At 71.6% G+C, this 16794-nt stretch carries 13 protein-coding genes; 8 read left to right on the top strand and 5 right to left on the bottom strand.

All coding sequences use genetic code 11. The features are described 5' to 3' along the window. The first annotated feature begins 15 nt into the window (after positions 1-15). Positions 16-1473 (top strand): glycoside hydrolase family 16 protein, encoded by a 1458-nt coding sequence (locus ACZ3IJ_RS06150; RefSeq protein WP_467466502.1) that lies wholly within the window; start codon positions 16-18, stop codon positions 1471-1473. 244 nt (positions 1474-1717) lie between these two features. Here ACZ3IJ_RS06150 and ACZ3IJ_RS06155 read toward each other — a convergent pair whose 3' ends face one another. Then, a complete protein-coding gene (locus tag ACZ3IJ_RS06155; protein ID WP_467466943.1) occupies positions 1718-3115 on the bottom strand; it encodes a cation:dicarboxylate symporter family transporter in 1398 nt (465 codons plus the stop codon). A 99-nt stretch (positions 3116-3214) separates the two neighbouring features. Between ACZ3IJ_RS06155 and ACZ3IJ_RS06160 the strand changes: the two genes are divergently transcribed. The 4 genes from ACZ3IJ_RS06160 to ACZ3IJ_RS06175 all read left to right on the top strand — a co-directional run bounded on the left by ACZ3IJ_RS06160 (position 3215) and on the right by ACZ3IJ_RS06175 (position 7244). After that, positions 3215-4870, top strand: a complete 1656-nt coding sequence (locus ACZ3IJ_RS06160) for a sensor histidine kinase (protein ID WP_467466503.1) — start codon at positions 3215-3217, stop codon at positions 4868-4870. Then, the gene (locus ACZ3IJ_RS06165; protein WP_467466504.1) at positions 4867-5553 is read left to right on the top strand and encodes a response regulator; all 687 of its coding nucleotides are present in this window, start codon (positions 4867-4869) and stop codon (positions 5551-5553) included. Before ACZ3IJ_RS06160 ends, ACZ3IJ_RS06165 begins: the two co-directional genes overlap by 4 nt. A 209-nt stretch (positions 5554-5762) precedes the next feature. Next, entirely contained in the window at positions 5763-6371 is a 609-nt protein-coding gene (locus ACZ3IJ_RS06170) for a helix-turn-helix domain-containing protein (protein ID WP_467466945.1), read from the top strand. A gap of 48 nt (positions 6372-6419) precedes the next feature. After that, positions 6420-7244 carry an inositol monophosphatase family protein gene (locus ACZ3IJ_RS06175; protein ID WP_467466946.1) on the top strand — a complete coding sequence of 275 codons (825 nt, stop codon included), beginning with the start codon at positions 6420-6422 and terminating at the stop codon, positions 7242-7244. Positions 7245-7307: 63 nt separating this feature from the next. Here ACZ3IJ_RS06175 and ACZ3IJ_RS06180 read toward each other — a convergent pair whose 3' ends face one another. Together ACZ3IJ_RS06180 and ACZ3IJ_RS06185 are read right to left on the bottom strand one after the other, a co-directional pair. After that, entirely contained in the window at positions 7308-8366 is a 1059-nt protein-coding gene (locus ACZ3IJ_RS06180; protein ID WP_467466506.1) for a helix-turn-helix domain-containing protein, read from the bottom strand. A 258-nt stretch (positions 8367-8624) separates the two neighbouring features. Continuing rightward, the gene (locus tag ACZ3IJ_RS06185; RefSeq protein WP_391798379.1) at positions 8625-9650 is read right to left on the bottom strand and encodes an ATP-dependent 6-phosphofructokinase; all 1026 of its coding nucleotides are present in this window, start codon (positions 9648-9650) and stop codon (positions 8625-8627) included. Positions 9651-9909: 259 nt separating this feature from the next. Between ACZ3IJ_RS06185 and pta the strand changes: the two genes are divergently transcribed. The 3 genes from pta (at position 9910) to pyk (ending at position 14758) form a co-directional block, all read left to right on the top strand. Next, complete coding sequence (pta, locus tag ACZ3IJ_RS06190) at positions 9910-12021, top strand: phosphate acetyltransferase (RefSeq protein ID WP_467466507.1); 2112 nt, start codon at positions 9910-9912, stop codon at positions 12019-12021. Further along, a complete protein-coding gene (locus tag ACZ3IJ_RS06195) occupies positions 12018-13253 on the top strand; it encodes an acetate kinase (RefSeq protein WP_467466508.1) in 1236 nt (411 codons plus the stop codon). The genes pta and ACZ3IJ_RS06195 overlap by 4 nt, the downstream gene beginning before the upstream one ends. 74 nt (positions 13254-13327) lie before the next feature. Then, the gene (gene pyk, locus ACZ3IJ_RS06200) at positions 13328-14758 is read left to right on the top strand and encodes a pyruvate kinase (protein ID WP_383222042.1); all 1431 of its coding nucleotides are present in this window, start codon (positions 13328-13330) and stop codon (positions 14756-14758) included. A 78-nt stretch (positions 14759-14836) separates the two neighbouring features. Here pyk and ACZ3IJ_RS06205 read toward each other — a convergent pair whose 3' ends face one another. Together ACZ3IJ_RS06205 and ACZ3IJ_RS06210 are read right to left on the bottom strand one after the other, a co-directional pair. Then, the gene (locus ACZ3IJ_RS06205; protein WP_467466509.1) at positions 14837-16141 is read right to left on the bottom strand and encodes a hypothetical protein; all 1305 of its coding nucleotides are present in this window, start codon (positions 16139-16141) and stop codon (positions 14837-14839) included. After that, positions 16131-16763: a DUF6114 domain-containing protein gene (locus tag ACZ3IJ_RS06210; protein ID WP_467466510.1), complete on the bottom strand. Its 633-nt coding sequence runs from the start codon at positions 16761-16763 to the stop codon at positions 16131-16133. The genes ACZ3IJ_RS06205 and ACZ3IJ_RS06210 overlap by 11 nt, the downstream gene beginning before the upstream one ends. Positions 16764-16794: the final 31 nt, after the last annotated feature.

Here is a 16794-nt window from a genome sequence, read left to right on the forward strand (position 1 = left end):
CCGGAGGTGTTCTCCTTGAGCCGCGTCCGACGCACCCCTCTTCTCGCATCGCTCCTCGCCGGTACCCTCGCCGCGGGCGCCCTGCTCGGCCTCGGCGGGGCCGGCACCGCCAGCGGCGCCGTACCCCCGGCGCCCGGCTGGTCGCTCCAGTGGAGCGACGACTTCGACGGCCCCGACCGCTCCCTGCCCAACGGCGCCGACTGGCAGATCGACACCGGCCACGGCTATCCGGGCGGCCCCGGGAACTGGGGCACCGGAGAGATACAGAACTACACGTCGAGCCCCGACAACGTGCGCCTCGACGGCACCGGGAACCTCCGCATCACCCCGCTGAAGGACGGCGCGGGCAACTGGACCTCGGGCCGGATCGAGACGAAGCGGGCCGACTTCAAGGCTCCGGCCGGCGGGACCCTCCGCATCGAGGGCCGGATTCAGATGCCGAACGTGACGGGTGACGCCGCCAAGGGCTACTGGCCCGCGTTCTGGGCGCTCGGCGCGCCCTACCGCGGCAACTACTGGAACTGGCCCGCCATCGGCGAGTTCGACATCATGGAGAACGTCAACGGCATCAACTCGGTCTGGGGAGTGCTGCACTGCGGCGTCAACCCCGGCGGGCCGTGCGGCGAGACCACCGGCATCGGTGCCAGCCGCGTCTGCCCGGGCGCGAGCTGCCAGTCGGCGTTCCACACGTACCGCTTCGAGTGGGACCGTTCGGTCTCCCCCAACGCGCTGCGCTGGTACGTGGACGACCAGCTCTTCCACAGCGTCGACGAGAACCGGGTGGGCGCCCAGGCGTGGGCCGACATGACCAGCCACGCGGGCTACTTCCTGCTGCTCAACGTGGCGATGGGCGGCGCCTTCCCGGACGCCCTGGGCGGTCCGACGCCGACGGCCGCGACGGTGTCGGGGCGGCCGATGCTGGTCGACTACGTGGCGGTGTGGACGAAGGGCGGCGGAACGACGACCCCGCCGACGACGCCGCCGACCACTCCGCCGCCCTCGGGCTCCTCGCAGCTGTACCTGCGGACGGGTTCGGACGCCGGGGACGCCCAGGCGGCCGCCTCGACCGTCTCCCTCGCCTCGGCGGGCGGTGGGAACCACGACGGCGCGCCGGCCAACCCGCAGGTCTTCACCTCCGGTCCGATCACGCGGACGTACAACGGCGGTGCGACCCAGTTCGACCTGTTCGTGGACGCGGGGGCGGTGGTCGCCAACGGACAGCAGGTGCGGGTCAGTTACGACCGCACGGGCGACGGGAGCTGGGAGCGGGTGGAGACGTACCAGTACTTCGCGACCGATCCGGTGCCGGGGTACGAGCACTACACCCAGGCGAGCGGCCTGAAGTCGGCGACCGGCAGCCACGGGAACCTGTCGAACGGACGGGTCCGGGTCGAGGTGTGGAACGCGATCGGGAACGGGCCGAGCACGGTCGGAGTGGGGAACCAGTCGGTGGTGCGGATCCCGTTCTCCTGAGCGGTGACCGACGCGGATCGGCGGGGCGGGACGGCCCTGCGGACCCGTGAGGCGGATCGGTGACCTACGGGAAAGGCGCCCCCGGCCGCGTGAGCGGCCGGGGGCGTCCCGTACCCCGGAGCCCGGATCCGGCTCAAGGCCCGGGAGCCGGGGTGGTCTCCGGATCCATGTGGTGGATCCAATGTCCAGGATCCGGTGTCCGGAATCATGGATTTCGGACATTGGATCCTGGATCCGATATCGCTCAGACGCCCGCGCGGGCCTTCTCGTCGCCCTTGCCGAGGCGCTGGTCCGGTACGTCCGACTCCTCCTCCGGCTCCGGCAGGACCGCGTGGTCGTCGACGAGGGTCTTCTCGTCGAACGGAACCCGCCCCGCGAGCACCTCCACCACCCGCTCCTTGTCGATCTCCTTGGTCCAGGTGCCGACGAGGACGGTCGCGACCGCGTTGCCGGCGAAGTTCGTCAGGGCCCGGGCCTCGCTCATGAAGCGGTCGATGCCGACGATCAGGCCGACGCCGTCGACGAGCTCGGGGCGGTGCGACTGCAGACCGCCGGCGAGGGTCGCCAGGCCCGCGCCGGTGACACCGGCGGCGCCCTTCGAGGCGATGATCATGAAGACCAGCAGGCTGATCTGCTCGGCGACGGAGAGCGGGTTGCCCATCGCCTCGGCGACGAAGAGCGAGGCCATCGTCAGGTAGATCGCCGTGCCGTCCAGGTTGAAGGAGTAGCCGGTCGGGACGGTGATGCCGACGACGGGCTTGCTGACACCCAGGTGCTCCATCTTCGCGATGAGCCGCGGCAGCGCGGACTCGGAGGACGAGGTGGAGAGGATCAGCAGGAACTCACGGCCCAGGTACTTCAGGAGCGTGAGGATGTTGACGCCCGCGACGATCCGGAGGATCGCGCCGAGCACCACGAAGACGAACAGGGCGCAGGTGACGTAGAAGCCGATCATGATGACCGCGAGCGACTTCAGCGCGTCGACGCCGGTCGCGCCGACGACCGCGGCCATGGCACCGAACGCGCCGATCGGCGCGACCCACATGATCATGGCGAGGATACGGAAGACCAGCCGCTGGATGTGCCCGATGCCGCGCAGCACGGGCTCTCCGGCCCGTCCCATCGCCTGGAGGGCGAAGCCCGCGAGGAGCGCGACGAGCAGGGTCTGCAGGACCTCGCCCTCGGTGAAGGCGGAGACCAGCGTCTTGGGAATGATCCCGAGCAGGAAGTCAGCCGTCGATTCGCTCGCCCCGTCGGCCTGCTGGGCGCCCGCCTCGGCGACCTCCTTGGTCAGGTGGAGGCTGGAGCCCGGCTCCAGGACGTTGCCGACGACCAGGCCGATGGCGAGGGCGACCGTCGACATGACGAGGAAGTACCCGAGCGCGAGCCCGCCGACGGCTCCGACCTTCGCGGCCTTGCGGACCGAGCCGACGCCGAGAACGATCGTGCAGAAGATGATCGGGGAGATCATCATCTTGATCAGGTTCACGAAGCCGGTGCCCAGCGGCTTGAGCTCGACGGCGAAGTCCGGCGCCACGAAGCCGACGGTGACGCCGAGAATCACGGCTCCGATGACGGCGAGATACAGATAATGGGTGCGGTCCCGGCGTGCGGCCACGGGGTCCTCCTCGTGCTGATGGATGTCCACGTCCCGGTGGATCCCCGCGACTATCCATCAGCCTGTGACCCGGGTCACGCTTGCGTTCGTTTCGTTCACGGCCGGACTGTCACACTGTCCGGCATGCGCATACCCGTCCCCCGTCCACGGAGCCTCGCCGGCCAGCTCTTCGCGATGCAGGTCGTGCTGGTGGCGGCGATCGTGGCGGGGTGCGCGGTCTTCGCCTACCTCACCGACCGGGACCAGGCCGAGGAGACCGCGCGCCGCCAGGTCACCGCGCTCGCGACGGCCGTCGCCGAGTCCCCCTCCGTGGTGGAGGCGGCGGGCTCCCCCGACCCGAGCGCGCGGCTCCAGCCGTACGCGGAGTCGCTGCGGCTCCACTCCGGCGTGGCCTTCGTCGTGATCATGGCGCCCGACGGCACGCGGTGGACACATCCCGAGCCGGACCAGATCGGCCGCACGTACCTCGGCCACATCGAGCCGGCCCTGCGGGGGACGACCTTCTCCGAGACGCACCTGGGCACGCTCGGCCGCTCGGTCCGCGCGGTCGCGCCGGTGCTCGACGACGGACGGGTCGTGGGCCTGGTCAGCTCGGGCATCACCATCGAGAAGATCAGTGAGCAGGTACGGGAGCAGGTCGTCGCGCTCCTGGGAATGGCGGGCGCGGCGCTCGCGCTCGGCGGCGCCGGTACGTACGTGATCAACGCCCGGCTGCGGCGGCACACGCACGGGATGAACGCGACCGAGCTGAGCCGGATGCACGACTACCACGAGGCGGCGCTGCACGCGGTGAGCGAGGGCCTGGTGATGCTGGACGGGCAGCGGCGGATCGCGCTGATCAACGACGGGGCGCGCGAGCTGCTCGGCCTGGACGCGGAGGTCGTGGGCCGGTCGGCCGCGGATCTGGGCCTTCCGGTCTCGCTCACCAGCGCGCTGCTCGCCTCCGAGCCGCGGGTGGACGAGCTGCACCTGACGGCGGAGCGCGTACTCGTCGTCAACACCCGCCCGGTGGTGGGCGGGGAGCGTCGCGGAACGGTGGTGACGCTCCGGGATCGCACCGAACTCCAGGCTTTGTCAGGCGAGTTGACGTCCGAGCGGGGGTTCACGCAGGCGCTGCGCTCGCAGGCCCACGAGGCCGCGAACCGGCTCCACACGGTCGTCTCGCTGATCGAACTCGGCCGGGTGGACGAGGCGGTGGGCTTCGCCACGGCGGAGCTGGAGCTGGCCCAGGCGCTCACCGACCGGGTGGTCGACGCGGTCGGTGAGCCGGTCCTCGCGGCGCTGCTCCTGGGCAAGGCGGCGCAGGCCAACGAGCGGGGTGTGGAGCTGGTCCTGACCGACGACAGTCGGATAGACGACGGGCTCCTGCCGCCGGAGATCCCGTCGCGGGACCTGGTGACGATCCTCGGAAACCTGATCGACAACGCGGTGGACGCGACGAGCGGCACCCCGCACGCGCGCGTGACGGTCACCGCCCGTACCCGCGACGGCGAACTCCTCCTCCGGGTCCGCGACACCGGGCCGGGGATCGCCGAGGCCGACCGCGAGACGGCTTTCGACCGCGGCTGGTCCACCCACGGTCCCGGGCGGGGTCTCGGCCTCGCCCTGGTCCGCCAGGCGGCCACCCGCGCCTCGGGCACGGTGGTCCTGACCGACCCTCCGGAGGGCGGCGCGGAGTTCACCGTACGACTGCCGCTGGTACGGGAGCCGGCCGGTGGCGGGCCGCCGGGGCCGAGGCACCATGACGGGGGCGGGACGAGCAGGGAGGTTCCCGTATGAGCCAGGACATCCGCGTACTGGTGGTCGAGGACGACCCCGTCGCCGCCGACGCGCACGCGCTCTACGCCGGGCGGGTGCGGGGGTTCACGGTCGTCGGAATCGCGCACTCCCGGGCCGCCGCCGTGCGCGTCCTCGACCGCGCACCTGTCGACCTCATCCTGCTCGACCTCTACCTCCCCGACGGCCACGGCCTCCAGCTGCTCCGCTCGCTGCGGGCGGGCGGGCACTCCGCGGACGTGATCGCGGTGACATCGGCCCGCGATCTGGCGATCGTGCGCGAGGGGGTGTCCCTGGGGGTCGTCCAGTACGTCCTGAAGCCGTTCACCTTCGCGACGCTGCGGGACCGGCTCACCCGGTACGCCGAGTTCCGCGCCACCGCCGGCGAGGCGGCCGGGCAGGACGAGGTGGACCGCGCCCTGGCCACGCTGCGGGCGCCGCAGCCGGCCTCGCTCCCCAAAGGTCTGAGCGCTCCCACCCTGGAGGCCGTCACCCGCACCCTCCGGGACGCCGCGGACGGCCTGACCGCCACGGAGGCCGCGGCGGCCGTCGGGATCTCCCGGATCACCGCCCGCCGCTATCTGGAACACCTGGTCACGGACGGGCGCGCCGCCCGGGCTCCGCAGTACGGTCAGATCGGCCGACCGGAGCTCCAGTACCGGTGGATCACGACGATCGTCCGCTGACCGGACGGCGATCTTCGGTCACCGAACGCATAGGTGATCACTACGGATGGTTACCGTCGGGTTCCCACGTTTCTACGACTTCTGGCCTTGGGTGAACGCACCGTAGCCCACGGTCACGTTCCGCACCTACGGTGTGGGGCGTGCACCACACCCCTCCCTCCCCTCCCTTCAACGCGCTCGCCGCACGTCAACTGCGCGAAGGCCTCGGCATGGCTCCCGGCCATGTCGCCTACGGTCTCCGCGCGCAGTACGGCCTCGCCACCACCCCCGACATCGTCGTCGCCTGGGAACGCGGGCGCCTCGCCCCCACGGCACACGAGCTCACCGCACTCGCGGGAGTCCTCTGGTGCGCCCCCGGCGAGCTGATCGCCGCCGCCACCACCCTTCGCGAACACCGGATCGCCCGCGGCATCGGCCTCGACGAGCTGGCCCGGCACGTGGGCCTCGACGCGGCCGCCTACACGCGTATGGAGGAGTCGGGCCGCTGGCGCGGCAACGAACGCCAGACCGGCGCCCTCGCCGAGGCTCTCGGCCTCGGACCGAAGGAACTGCTGCAGGCGACCGGCCGCGACGAGGAGCTGGCGGGGCTGCTGCGGGACGCGACCACGACGCGCTGGCAGGCGTACGTCCGCCCTGTGGCGAAGCTGCTGCCGCTGACGAAGCGGGTCCTGGAGCCCGCGCTCCAGCGTCTGCACACGGACTACCACGCCAGGATGGCGGCCACCAGCAGCTGGGGCGCGTCGGGTGGCAGCGGGGAGTCCGGCCGGGAGTACCTGGACGGGATCGTCCAGCACTTCTGGGACGCCGTCGGCCCGTAGAACGCCCGCCGGGAACGGTGTTCCCGTCGGTAGGGTCGGGCCATGGACATGATCACTTCAGCCGCGAACCGCCTTGACGACACGGATGTCGCGGTGGCCGCGGTGGGCGCCGGCTCGGACGTCGTACGCACCCTGTACGGCCGGCGGCTCGCCCGTATCGACAAGGGCGACGGGGACTTCGCCACCGCCGCCGACGTGGCGGCGGAGAAGGCGATCCTCGACGTCATCCGGGCGGCTCGGCCCGACGACGCGGTGCTCGGCGAGGAGAGCGGTCGGCAGGGTGCCGCCGACGCCGCGCGCCGGTGGCTGGTGGATCCGCTCTGCGGCACCCTGAACTACGCCGTCGGCAACATGCTCGTGGCCGTCAACGTGGCGCTGCTCGGCGGGGCCGCGGCGGTGGCCGACCCGTTCAGCGGCGAGGTCTTCTTCACGGACGGCGAGGCCGCCTGGGTGCGGCGCGAGAGCGACGGAGACGGAAACGGAGACGGCGAGGGGTCCGTCATGCCGCTGGCGCCGACGCCCGCCACCAGCCTGGTGGACGTCAACCTCGATCCGCCGTTTCCGAGCGCACCGGGGTTCCGGGCGGTGGACCTGCTGGCCCACCCCCGCTTCGTCGGGCGGTTCCGGCCGCGGGTCGTGTCGTCCACGCTGGCGCTGGCCTGGGTCGCGGCCGGCAGGCGGGCCGCGTACGTCACCGACGGCGGCGACCTGTCGGGCAGCGTGCACTTCGCCGCGGGCATCGCCCTGTGCCGGGCGGCCGGCTGCGTCGTCACCGGGATCGACGGCGGTCCGGTCGGCGCCGGCGGCCGTGGGCTCGTGGCGGCGGCCGACGCCGGGACACACGACCGGCTGATGTCGATGATCCGGGGCTGATCGGGTCGATCGGGTCGGTCGGGGTCGACCGGCGTCGATCGGGCCCGGTCCTGCCGCGTGGCATCAGCGGCGGTCGAAGCTGAAGAGCTGGCCCCGGGCGTCCGTACGACACGGGGCCTGCGCCAGCTTCGCCCAGGCGGCGGCCCGGTCGCCGACGACGGTGACGCAGGAGTTCGCGGTCGCCGAGCCCCTCGGGACGATGCGGTAGCCGGTCACCGGAGTGCCGAAGGGTTCCAGGCGGAACGTTTCCACGCGCGACGGGTCCCCGCACTCGGAGTCCTCGAACCCGGCGTCGGGGATCCGGCCCCCGGAGGGGATGCCGGAGCAGCCGGGGCCGTAGTCGGGGTGGTCGGAGACGATCCGCCACTCCCCGGAGCCGAGGACCTTGAGGGAGTACCGGGGGACGTCGGCGCCCTCGCACTCCCGCTGATGGATCTGGCCGCTGCGGCCGCCTCGCCGCTCGTTCAGGCAGAGGTCCGAACCGATCACCCGTATGCGTACGTCCCCGGCGGCCGGCGCGGTGAGGGCCGTGGCCGCGGTCCTCGGGCGGTCGCCGTCCTCGTCCCGCACCAGGGCGGCGACCACGCTGACGGTGGCGAGGACGAGGCCGGTGACGGCGACGACGGTGACGAGCGTCCGCGGTATCCGGGGGCCGGGGTCGGCGTCGCGGTCGGGAGCGGGTGGCGAAGGCTCGGGGCCGTGGACGGAGTCGGAGACGAGGACGGGGTCCTGCGCCGACCCCGTCGGCCACTCGGTCCCTGACTCCTCGGCATCCTGCTCCCCGGGCTCCTCCTCCAGTCCCTCGGGGCCGCCCCCGTACACCCCTCGTACCGCGAGTTCCTTGCGGACCGACTGCCAGTCCTCAAGCGCTTCGGGCGCCACTCCGCACGCGCGGACGAAGGACGTCAGGAGTTCCTCACGGGGGACGGTCGAGCGCGCGAGCATGTTGGCCACGGTCGAGCGGGGCAGGACGTCGCCGAGCGCCTCCGCCCGGGCCGACAGCTCTCGGTAGGTCAGTCCGGACCAGTCCTTGAGTGCCTGGAGCCGCGCGATGAACGAGGCGGCGTCGGTGGCCCCGCGCGGGTCGGGGGCGCCGTCCGCGCCGGCGTGTCCCTCGGTCATGCGTGCTCGCCGCCCCTCCCCCGGACAGGGTTGGGACATGTCCGGGACAGCCCCAAGCCTTGTTGATCCGGCTGTTCAACTCAAGAGTGGAAATCGGCAATTCCGGCCCCGGGCCGGAACCGCCACGGGGGGAGGCACGGGGGAACGGAAGGGCCCCGATCGTCCACGGGGGACGATCGGGGCCCTTCGGTGTCGGGACGGCTCGGGACCGAGGCCCCGGGCTGGTGGGGCCAGAAGACCCGGCTCGGCCGGATGGGGTCAGAAGACCGACTCCGCCTCGGACATCCGGCTCGACGGGACGGTCTTCAGCTGCGTGACGGCCTCGGCCAGCGGGACCATGTGGATGTCGGTGCCGCGCAGCGCCGTCATCCTGCCGAAGTCGCCCCGGTGCGCGGCCTCCACGGCGTGCCAGCCGAAGCGGGTCGCGAGCACCCGGTCGTACGGGGTCGGCGTGCCGCCGCGCTGGACGTGACCGAGGATGACCGGCCGGGCCTCCTTGCCGAGGCGTCGCTCCAGCTCGATGGCGAGCCGCGTGCCGATGCCCTGGAAGCGCTCGTGACCGTACTGGTCGATCTCGCCCTTCTTGTACTCCATGGAGCCCTCGGCCGGGTGCGCGCCCTCGGCCACGCAGATGACGGCGAACTTCTTGCCGCGCGCGAAGCGCTCCTCGACCATCTTGACGAGGTCGTCGACCTGGAAGGGGCGCTCGGGCAGGCAGATGCCGTGGGCGCCGCCGGCCATGCCGGACTCCAGCGCGATCCAGCCGGCGTGCCGGCCCATCACCTCGACGACCATCACGCGCTGGTGGGACTCGGCGGTGGTCTTGAGACGGTCTATGGCCTCGGTCGCCACGCCCACGGCGGTGTCGAAGCCGAAGGTGCGGTCGGTGGAGGAGATGTCGTTGTCGATCGTCTTGGGGACACCGACGACGGGCATGCCGGCGTCCGCGAGCATCCGGGCGGCCGTGAGCGTGCCCTCGCCGCCGATCGGAATGAGCACGTCGATGCCGTACTCCCTGGCCAACTCCGGGGCCGACGCGGCGGCTTCGGACAGCCGGTTGCGCTCCAGGCGGGCGGAGCCGAGGATGGTTCCGCCGCGGGCGAGGATGCCGCTGACCGCGTTGAGGTCGAGGGGGCGGAAGTGCCCGTCGAGGAGACCCTTGAACCCGTCCTCGAAGCCGATGACTTCGTCGCCGTGGCCGGTGAGCGCCCGGTGTACGACCGACCGGATCACTGCGTTCAGGCCAGGGCAGTCGCCGCCTGCGGTGAGAACTCCGATGCGCATCGTGCCGTGTCTCCTGCTCGGTAGTGGTACGTGTGAGCTCCGTCGATTCTCCCACGTCCGACGCGGCGCTCGCGCTCCCGGCGGCTCCGCGCACCCGCCCAGGAGGGCCTTTCGTCCCCTTTTATGGGCCCTTCGCCCGGCGGGCGTCCTATCCACCCCCAGAGGTATTGTCAAGAGGGCTATGCCACCCTATCGGGGTTTTTTGAACACACTCGGTTGACGCGATCGGGTGGACGGAAACGGGACAGGAGACCACGGCGTGACGCGCAGCGTGTACGTGACCGGGATCGACCGCGGGGACGGCCGGCAGGTCGTCGAGCTGGGAGTCATGGAGCTCCTGACCCGCCAGGTGGACCGGGTGGGGGTGTTCCGGCCCCTGGTGCACGACGGCCCCGACCGGCTCTTCGACCTGCTGCGCGCCCGGTACCGGCTCTCCCAGGACGCGGCGAGCGTCTACGGCATGGACTACCACGAGGCGTCCGCTCTCCAGGCCGAACAGGGTACCGACGAACTGGTCTCCCGGCTCGTCGACCGCTTCCACGCGGTGGCCCGGGAGTACGAGGTCGTCCTCGTCCTCGGTACGGACTTCGCCGCCACCCAGCTCCCCGACGAGCTGGCGCTCAACGCGCGCCTCGCCAACGAGTTCGGCGCCTCGGTGATACCCGTGGTGGGAGGCAAGGGCCAGCAGGCCGAGTCCGTACGGGCCGAGGCGCGCAACGCCTTCCGGGCGTACGACGGGCTGGGCTGCGACGTGCTCGCGATGGCCGTCAACCGGGTCGCCGCCGACGACCGGGCCGCCATCGCTGAACGGCTCGCGGCCCGGCTGCCGGTGCCCTGTTACGTCCTCCCCGACGAGCCCGCGCTCTCGGCCCCCACGGTCGCCCAGATCACCCACCACCTGGGCGCCTCGGTCGTGCTCGGCGACGACGCGGGCCTGGCGCGCGACGCGCTGGACTTCGTCTTCGGCGGCGCGATGCTGCCGAACTTCCTGAACGCGCTGACCCCCGGCTGCCTGGTGGTCACCCCCGGGGACCGCGCCGACCTCGTCGTCGGGGCGCTCGCGGCGCACTCGGCCGGCACCCCGCCGATCGCCGGTGTCCTGCTCACCCTCAACGAGCGCCCCAGCGACGAGATCCTGACCCTCGCCGCCCGGCTCGCGCCCGGCACCCCGGTCATCTCCGTCCCCGGCAACAGCTTCCCCACGGCCGCGGAACTCTTCTCCCTCGAAGGGAAGTTGAACGCCGCCACGCCCCGCAAGGCGGAGACCGCGCTCGGTCTCTTCGAGCGGCACGTGGACACCGCCGATCTGCTGAAGCGGATCTCGGTGGCCCGCAGCGGCCGGGTCACGCCGATGATGTTCGAGCACGAACTCCTGGAGCAGGCCCGCGCCGACCGCCGTCGCGTGGTCCTGCCGGAGGGCACCGAGGAGCGCGTGCTGCGCGCGGCGGACGTGCTGCTGCGCCGGGGCGTCTGCGACCTGACGCTCCTCGGCGACGTCGAGGTCATCCGCAAGAAGGCCGCCGACCTCGGCATCGACCTGTCGTCGCCGTCGACCCAGCTGATCGACCCTCAGACCTCCGAGCTGCGGGACGCGTTCGCCACCAAGTACGCCGAGCTGCGCGCCCACAAGGGCGTGACGGTGGAGCTGGCGTACGACGTCGTCTCGGACGTCAACTACTTCGGGACGCTGATGGTCGAGGAGGGTCTCGCCGACGGCATGGTCTCCGGCTCGGTGCACTCGACGGCGGCCACCATCCGTCCGGCGTTCGAGATCATCAAGACGAAGCCCGAGGCGTCGATCGTCTCGTCCGTGTTCTTCATGTGCCTGGCCGACAAGGTGCTGGTGTACGGGGACTGCGCGGTGAACCCGGACCCGAACGCGGTGCAGCTCGCGGACATCGCCGTGCAGTCGGCGGCCACCGCGGCCCGGTTCGGTGTCGAGCCGCGGATCGCGATGCTGTCGTACTCCACCGGCACCTCGGGCTCCGGCGCCGACGTCGACAAGGTCCGCGAGGCGACGAAGCTGGTACGGGAGTCCCAGCCGGACCTGCGGATCGAGGGTCCCATCCAGTACGACGCGGCCGTCGAGCCGTCCGTGGCGGCGACCAAGCTGCCGGGGTCGGAGGTGGCCGGTCAGGCGACCGTGCTGATCTTCCCGGACCTCAACACCGGCAACAACACGTACAAGGCCGTGCAGCGTTCGGCCGGCGCCGTGGCCGTCGGCCCGGTCCTTCAGGGTCTGCGCAAGCCGGTGAACGACCTCTCGCGCGGCGCGCTCGTCAGCGACATCGTCAACACGGTCGCCATCACGGCGATCCAGTCCCAGACCCCCCAGGCCCCCGAGGGCCAGTCCCAGGAGCTCCCCGCATGACCGGCAACGCGACCCGCGTCCTCGTCCTCAACTCCGGCTCCTCGTCGGTGAAGTACCAGCTGCTCGACATGCGTGACCGGAGCCGGCTCGCGGTCGGCCTGGTGGAGCGGATCGGCGAGGAGACCTCGCGTCTGGTCCACACCCCGCTGCAGGGCGGCGGAGGTGCCCAGCGGGAGCGGACCGGCGCCATCGCCGACCACGCGGCCGCCCTGAAGGCGGTGGCGGAGGAACTGTCGGCGGACGGCCTCGGCCTCGACTCCCCCGAACTGGCCGCGATCGGACACCGGGTGGTGCACGGCGGACTGCGGTTCACGGCGCCGACCGTGATCGACGAGGAGGTGCTCGCCGAGATCGAGCGGCTCGTCCCGGTCGCGCCGCTGCACAACCCGGCGAACCTGACCGGGATCCGTACGGCGATGGCGCTCCGCCCCGACCTGCCGCAGGTCGCGGTCTTCGACACCGCCTTCCACACGACGATGCCGGAGCCCGCGGCCCGGTACGCGATCGACGTGGAGACGGCCGACGCGCACCGCATCCGGCGGTACGGCTTCCACGGCACCTCGCACGCCTATGTGTCCCGTGAGACGGCGAAGCTGCTGGGAAAGGCGCCGGAGGAGGTGAACGTGATCGTGCTGCACCTGGGCAACGGCGCCTCGGCCTCGGCCGTCAGGGGCGGGCGGTGCGTGGACACCTCGATGGGCCTCACCCCGCTGGAGGGCCTGGTCATGGGCACGCGCTCGGGTGACGTCGACCCGGCGGTGACCTTCCACCTCAAGCGGGTCGCGGGGATGACGGACGACGACGTGGACACCCTCCTGAACAAGAGGTCCGGGCTCGTCGGGCTCTGTGGCGACAACGACATGCGGGAGATCCGCCGCCGGATCGACGAGGGCGACGAGCGGGCGGCGCTCGCCTTCGACATCTACATCCACCGGCTGAAGAAGTACATCGGGGCGTACTACGCGGTACTCGGGCGGGTGGACGCGGTCGCGTTCACGGCGGGTGTCGGCGAGAACGCGGCTCCGGTGCGGGAAGCTGCCATCGTGGGCCTGGAGGAGCTGGGCCTGGCGGTGGACGCCGATCTCAACGCCGTGCGGTCCGGCGAGGCACGGATCATCTCGCCGGCGTACGCGCGGGTGGCGGTCGCCGTGGTGCCGACGGACGAGGAGCTGGAGATCGCGCGCCAGAGCTACGACCTGGTGGCCCCGGCCGCTCCGGAAGTGAACGCCTGAGCGACCCCGCGCCCATTTGTACTTTCCACCAGACGGAATATTCCGCAGTGAAACAAACCGATAGGATCCGCCTCATGCGCCGTTCCAAAATCGTCTGCACGCTGGGCCCCGCCGTCGACTCGTACGAGCAGCTGAAAGCGCTCATCGAGGCCGGTATGAACGTGGCCCGATTCAACATGAGCCACGGGACCCAGGCAGAGCACCAGGAGCGGTACGACCGTCTCCGCAGGGCGGTGGCGGACACCGGCCGCGCCGTCGGTGTGCTCGCCGACCTCCAGGGCCCCAAGATCCGTCTGGAGACCTTCGCGGAGGGTCCCGTCGAGCTGGTGCGCGGTGACGAGTTCACCATCACCACGGAAGACGTCGCGGGTGACAAGTCCATCTGCGGCACCACGTACAAGGGCCTGCCCGGAGACGTCTCCAAGGGCGACCAGGTCCTGATCAACGACGGCAACGTCGAGCTGCGGGTCGTCGAGGTCGAGGGCCCTCGGGTCAAGACCGTGGTCATCGAGGGCGGTGTCATCTCGGACCACAAGGGCATCAACCTGCCGGGTGCCGCCGTCAACGTCCCGGCCCTCTCCGAGAAGGACGTCGAGGACCTCCGCTTCGCGCTCCGTATGGGCTGCGACATGGTCGCCCTCTCCTTCGTCCGCGACGCCAACGACGTCAAGGACGTCCACAAGGTGATGGACGAGGAGGGCCGCCGGGTCCCCGTCATCGCCAAGGTGGAGAAGCCGCAGGCGGTGGAGAACATGGCCGCCGTCGTCGCGGCCTTCGACGCCGTCATGGTGGCCCGTGGCGACCTCGCCGTGGAGTATCCGCTGGAGAAGGTCCCGATGGTGCAGAAGCGCCTCGTGGAGATGTGCCGCCGCAACGCCAAGCCGGTCATCGTCGCCACCCAGATGATGGAGTCGATGATCACCAACTCCCGCCCCACGCGCGCCGAGGCCTCCGACGTGGCCAACGCGATCCTGGACGGCGCGGACGCGGTCATGCTCTCGGCGGAGTCCTCCGTCGGCGCCTACCCGATCGAGACCGTGAAGACGATGTCGAAGATCGTCGCCGCGGCCGAGGAGGAGCTGCTCTCCAAGGGCCTCCAGCCGCTCGTGCCCGGCAAGAAGCCGCGCACGCAGGGCGGTTCGGTCGCCCGCGCGGCCTGCGAGATCGCGGACTTCCTGGACGGCAAGGCGCTGATCGCCTTCACCCAGTCCGGCGACACCGCCCGCCGCCTCTCGCGCTACCGCACGATCCAGCCGATCCTGGCCTTCACCACCGACGAGGCCACCCGCAACCAGCTCACGCTGAGCTGGGGCGTGGAGTCCTTCCTCGTGCCGTTCGTGGAGACCACGGACGCGATGGTCGACATCGTCGACGCGGAGCTGCTGAAGCTCCAGCGCTACAACGAGGGCGACACCATGGTCATCACGGCCGGCTCGCCCCCCGGCGTCCCCGGCACCACGAACATGGTCCGGGTGCACCACCTGGGCGGCGACGGCCGCGACTGACGCGCCGAGCCGGCCTCCGGGCCATGACGAGGGCCCCCGTCCGGATCGGACGGGGGCCCTCGTCATGTCGGGCTGCGGTCAGCCGGGCTCGACCGTGTTGCGCAGGCCGGGGACCGTGAGCGTGCCGCCGAACTGGCCGGCCTGGGTCACCTCGACGTCCGTGAAGATCGCGAACGGCACGTCGAGCGGCGGCGGGGTCTCCGGGCTGAAGGTGACCGGGATGATGCCGAAGAGGTTGCCCTTCAGCTTCTCCGTGTACATGGTCACGGTGCCGTTGCTCATGGTCGACGTCGAGCCCTTGTCGGAGCGGACGTGTCCCGTGTAGCCCTCGGAGTGGACGGTGCGCTGGTGCAGGTCCTTGATGTCCACACCGTCCTTCGCGGTGAACTTCAGGACCTTCTTGATCTTTCCGCTGCCCGTCTTCACCTCGACGATGCCGTGGTACTTGAGGCCCTTGAGCGTGAGCCTCGTGCTGTTGAGGATCCACGGCTCGTCCGGGAGCAGCGGGATGCCGGGCTCCAGCTCCGCGGCCGCCAGCGCCTCGGGGTCGGCCTCGGGGCACGGGAAGCGCGGCTTGGCGCCCTCCGGTATGTCCTCGTCCTTCTTGGCGTCGAGGCCCTTGGCGTCCTCCGGCAGCTCCTCGACCTTGGCGCCGGCCTTCTCGGCGGCGTCCTTGATCGCTTCCTTGGCGGTGTCGACCGGGTCGTCGGCGGTGGCCCCGCCCGGCTTGGGCGCCGCGGTCGACGGCTTGTCGTCGGGCTCGGCCGTCGGCTTCCCGGCCGGCTCCTCGGTCGGCGGCTGCGTCGCGGTGGCGGTCGGCGCCGGCGTGGCCGTCGGGGTGGCGTCCGGCCCGTCGAAGAGGTCCTTGATCTTGTCGCCGAGGCCCAGCGGGTCGAGCGGGTTGACGCTCTTCGTCGGGGTCGGCGTCGGGGCCGGGGCCTGCTGCTCCTCGGCGTCCGGCTTCGTCGTGGCCGTGGCCGAGGGGGTGGCGGTCGGCTTGGGCGCCTCCGGTTCCTCCGTCGTGCCGGGCTTCGGCGATCCGGTCGGGTCCGGGCTCTCGCTCGCGTCGGCCGTGGGCACGGGCTTCGGCGTCTCGGCGGGCTTCGTCGTCTCCTCGGCCACCGGCTCGTCCGAGCGGGTCACGCACGGACCGGGCGCGAAGGGGATGTCCTTCTCGTCGGCGAGGGCGAGCTTGGGCGCCATGCCCATACCCATCAGGACCGCGGTCGGCATGGCGGCCAGGGCCATCGCCTTGCCCGCGGGTCCCTGGATCTTGTTCAGCAGCGACTTGCGCGGTGCCGCGTGCCGCGGACCCCTGCGAGCCAGAGTGGCGTCGTCCGCAGCCGTCGCCGACTGCGCCGACTGTGTTTCGTCACCCCGCACTGTTCCTCCCGCCGTTGGCGTCGATCGTCGATTCGGTCGCCTGCGCACCGGGACCCGCCTGCGGGTCCGGCTCCTCACCGGCGCGCTGCTCCGGGACCGCGGCCTTCCCGAAGTCGACCGGCTGGGTCTCCTCCGGCGCCTCGGATCCCTGCGGCTGACCGTCGTACTCGTGCTCGCCCGCGTCGGCGCCCGTCGGCTCGCCGGCCGGCTTCGCGGTCTCCTGCACCGGAGCACCCGGGGCCCACGCGACGGAGAGTCCGCCGCCGATCAGGGCCAGCAGGAAGCCCATGAAGAAGCCGCCGAGGTTGGAGACCGGGATGGAGACGAGCGCCAGCACGATCGCCGCGACGCCCGCGAAGACCCGTACGACGGGCTGGAACCACATCGTCAGTCCGAGCGTCACCAGGAGTACGCCGATGATCAGCGCTCCGGCGCCGCCCGTCGTCGCCATGGCGATCGTCATGTTGCCGAGTCGCAGGTCGGCGTACGGGAAGTAGGCGATCGGTACGCCGCCGATCATGGTGAACAGACCCGCCCAGAAGGGCCGGCTGCCCCGCCAGTCGTGGAAACGGCGCTCGCGCTGGTTCGGGACTCCGCGGGAAGCAGTGGACTCGGCGCTCATGGAAAACAGCTCCCTGGAAGCGGTGTTGCTG

The sequence above is a fragment of the Streptomyces sp. NPDC013317 genome (genome assembly GCF_055563155.1).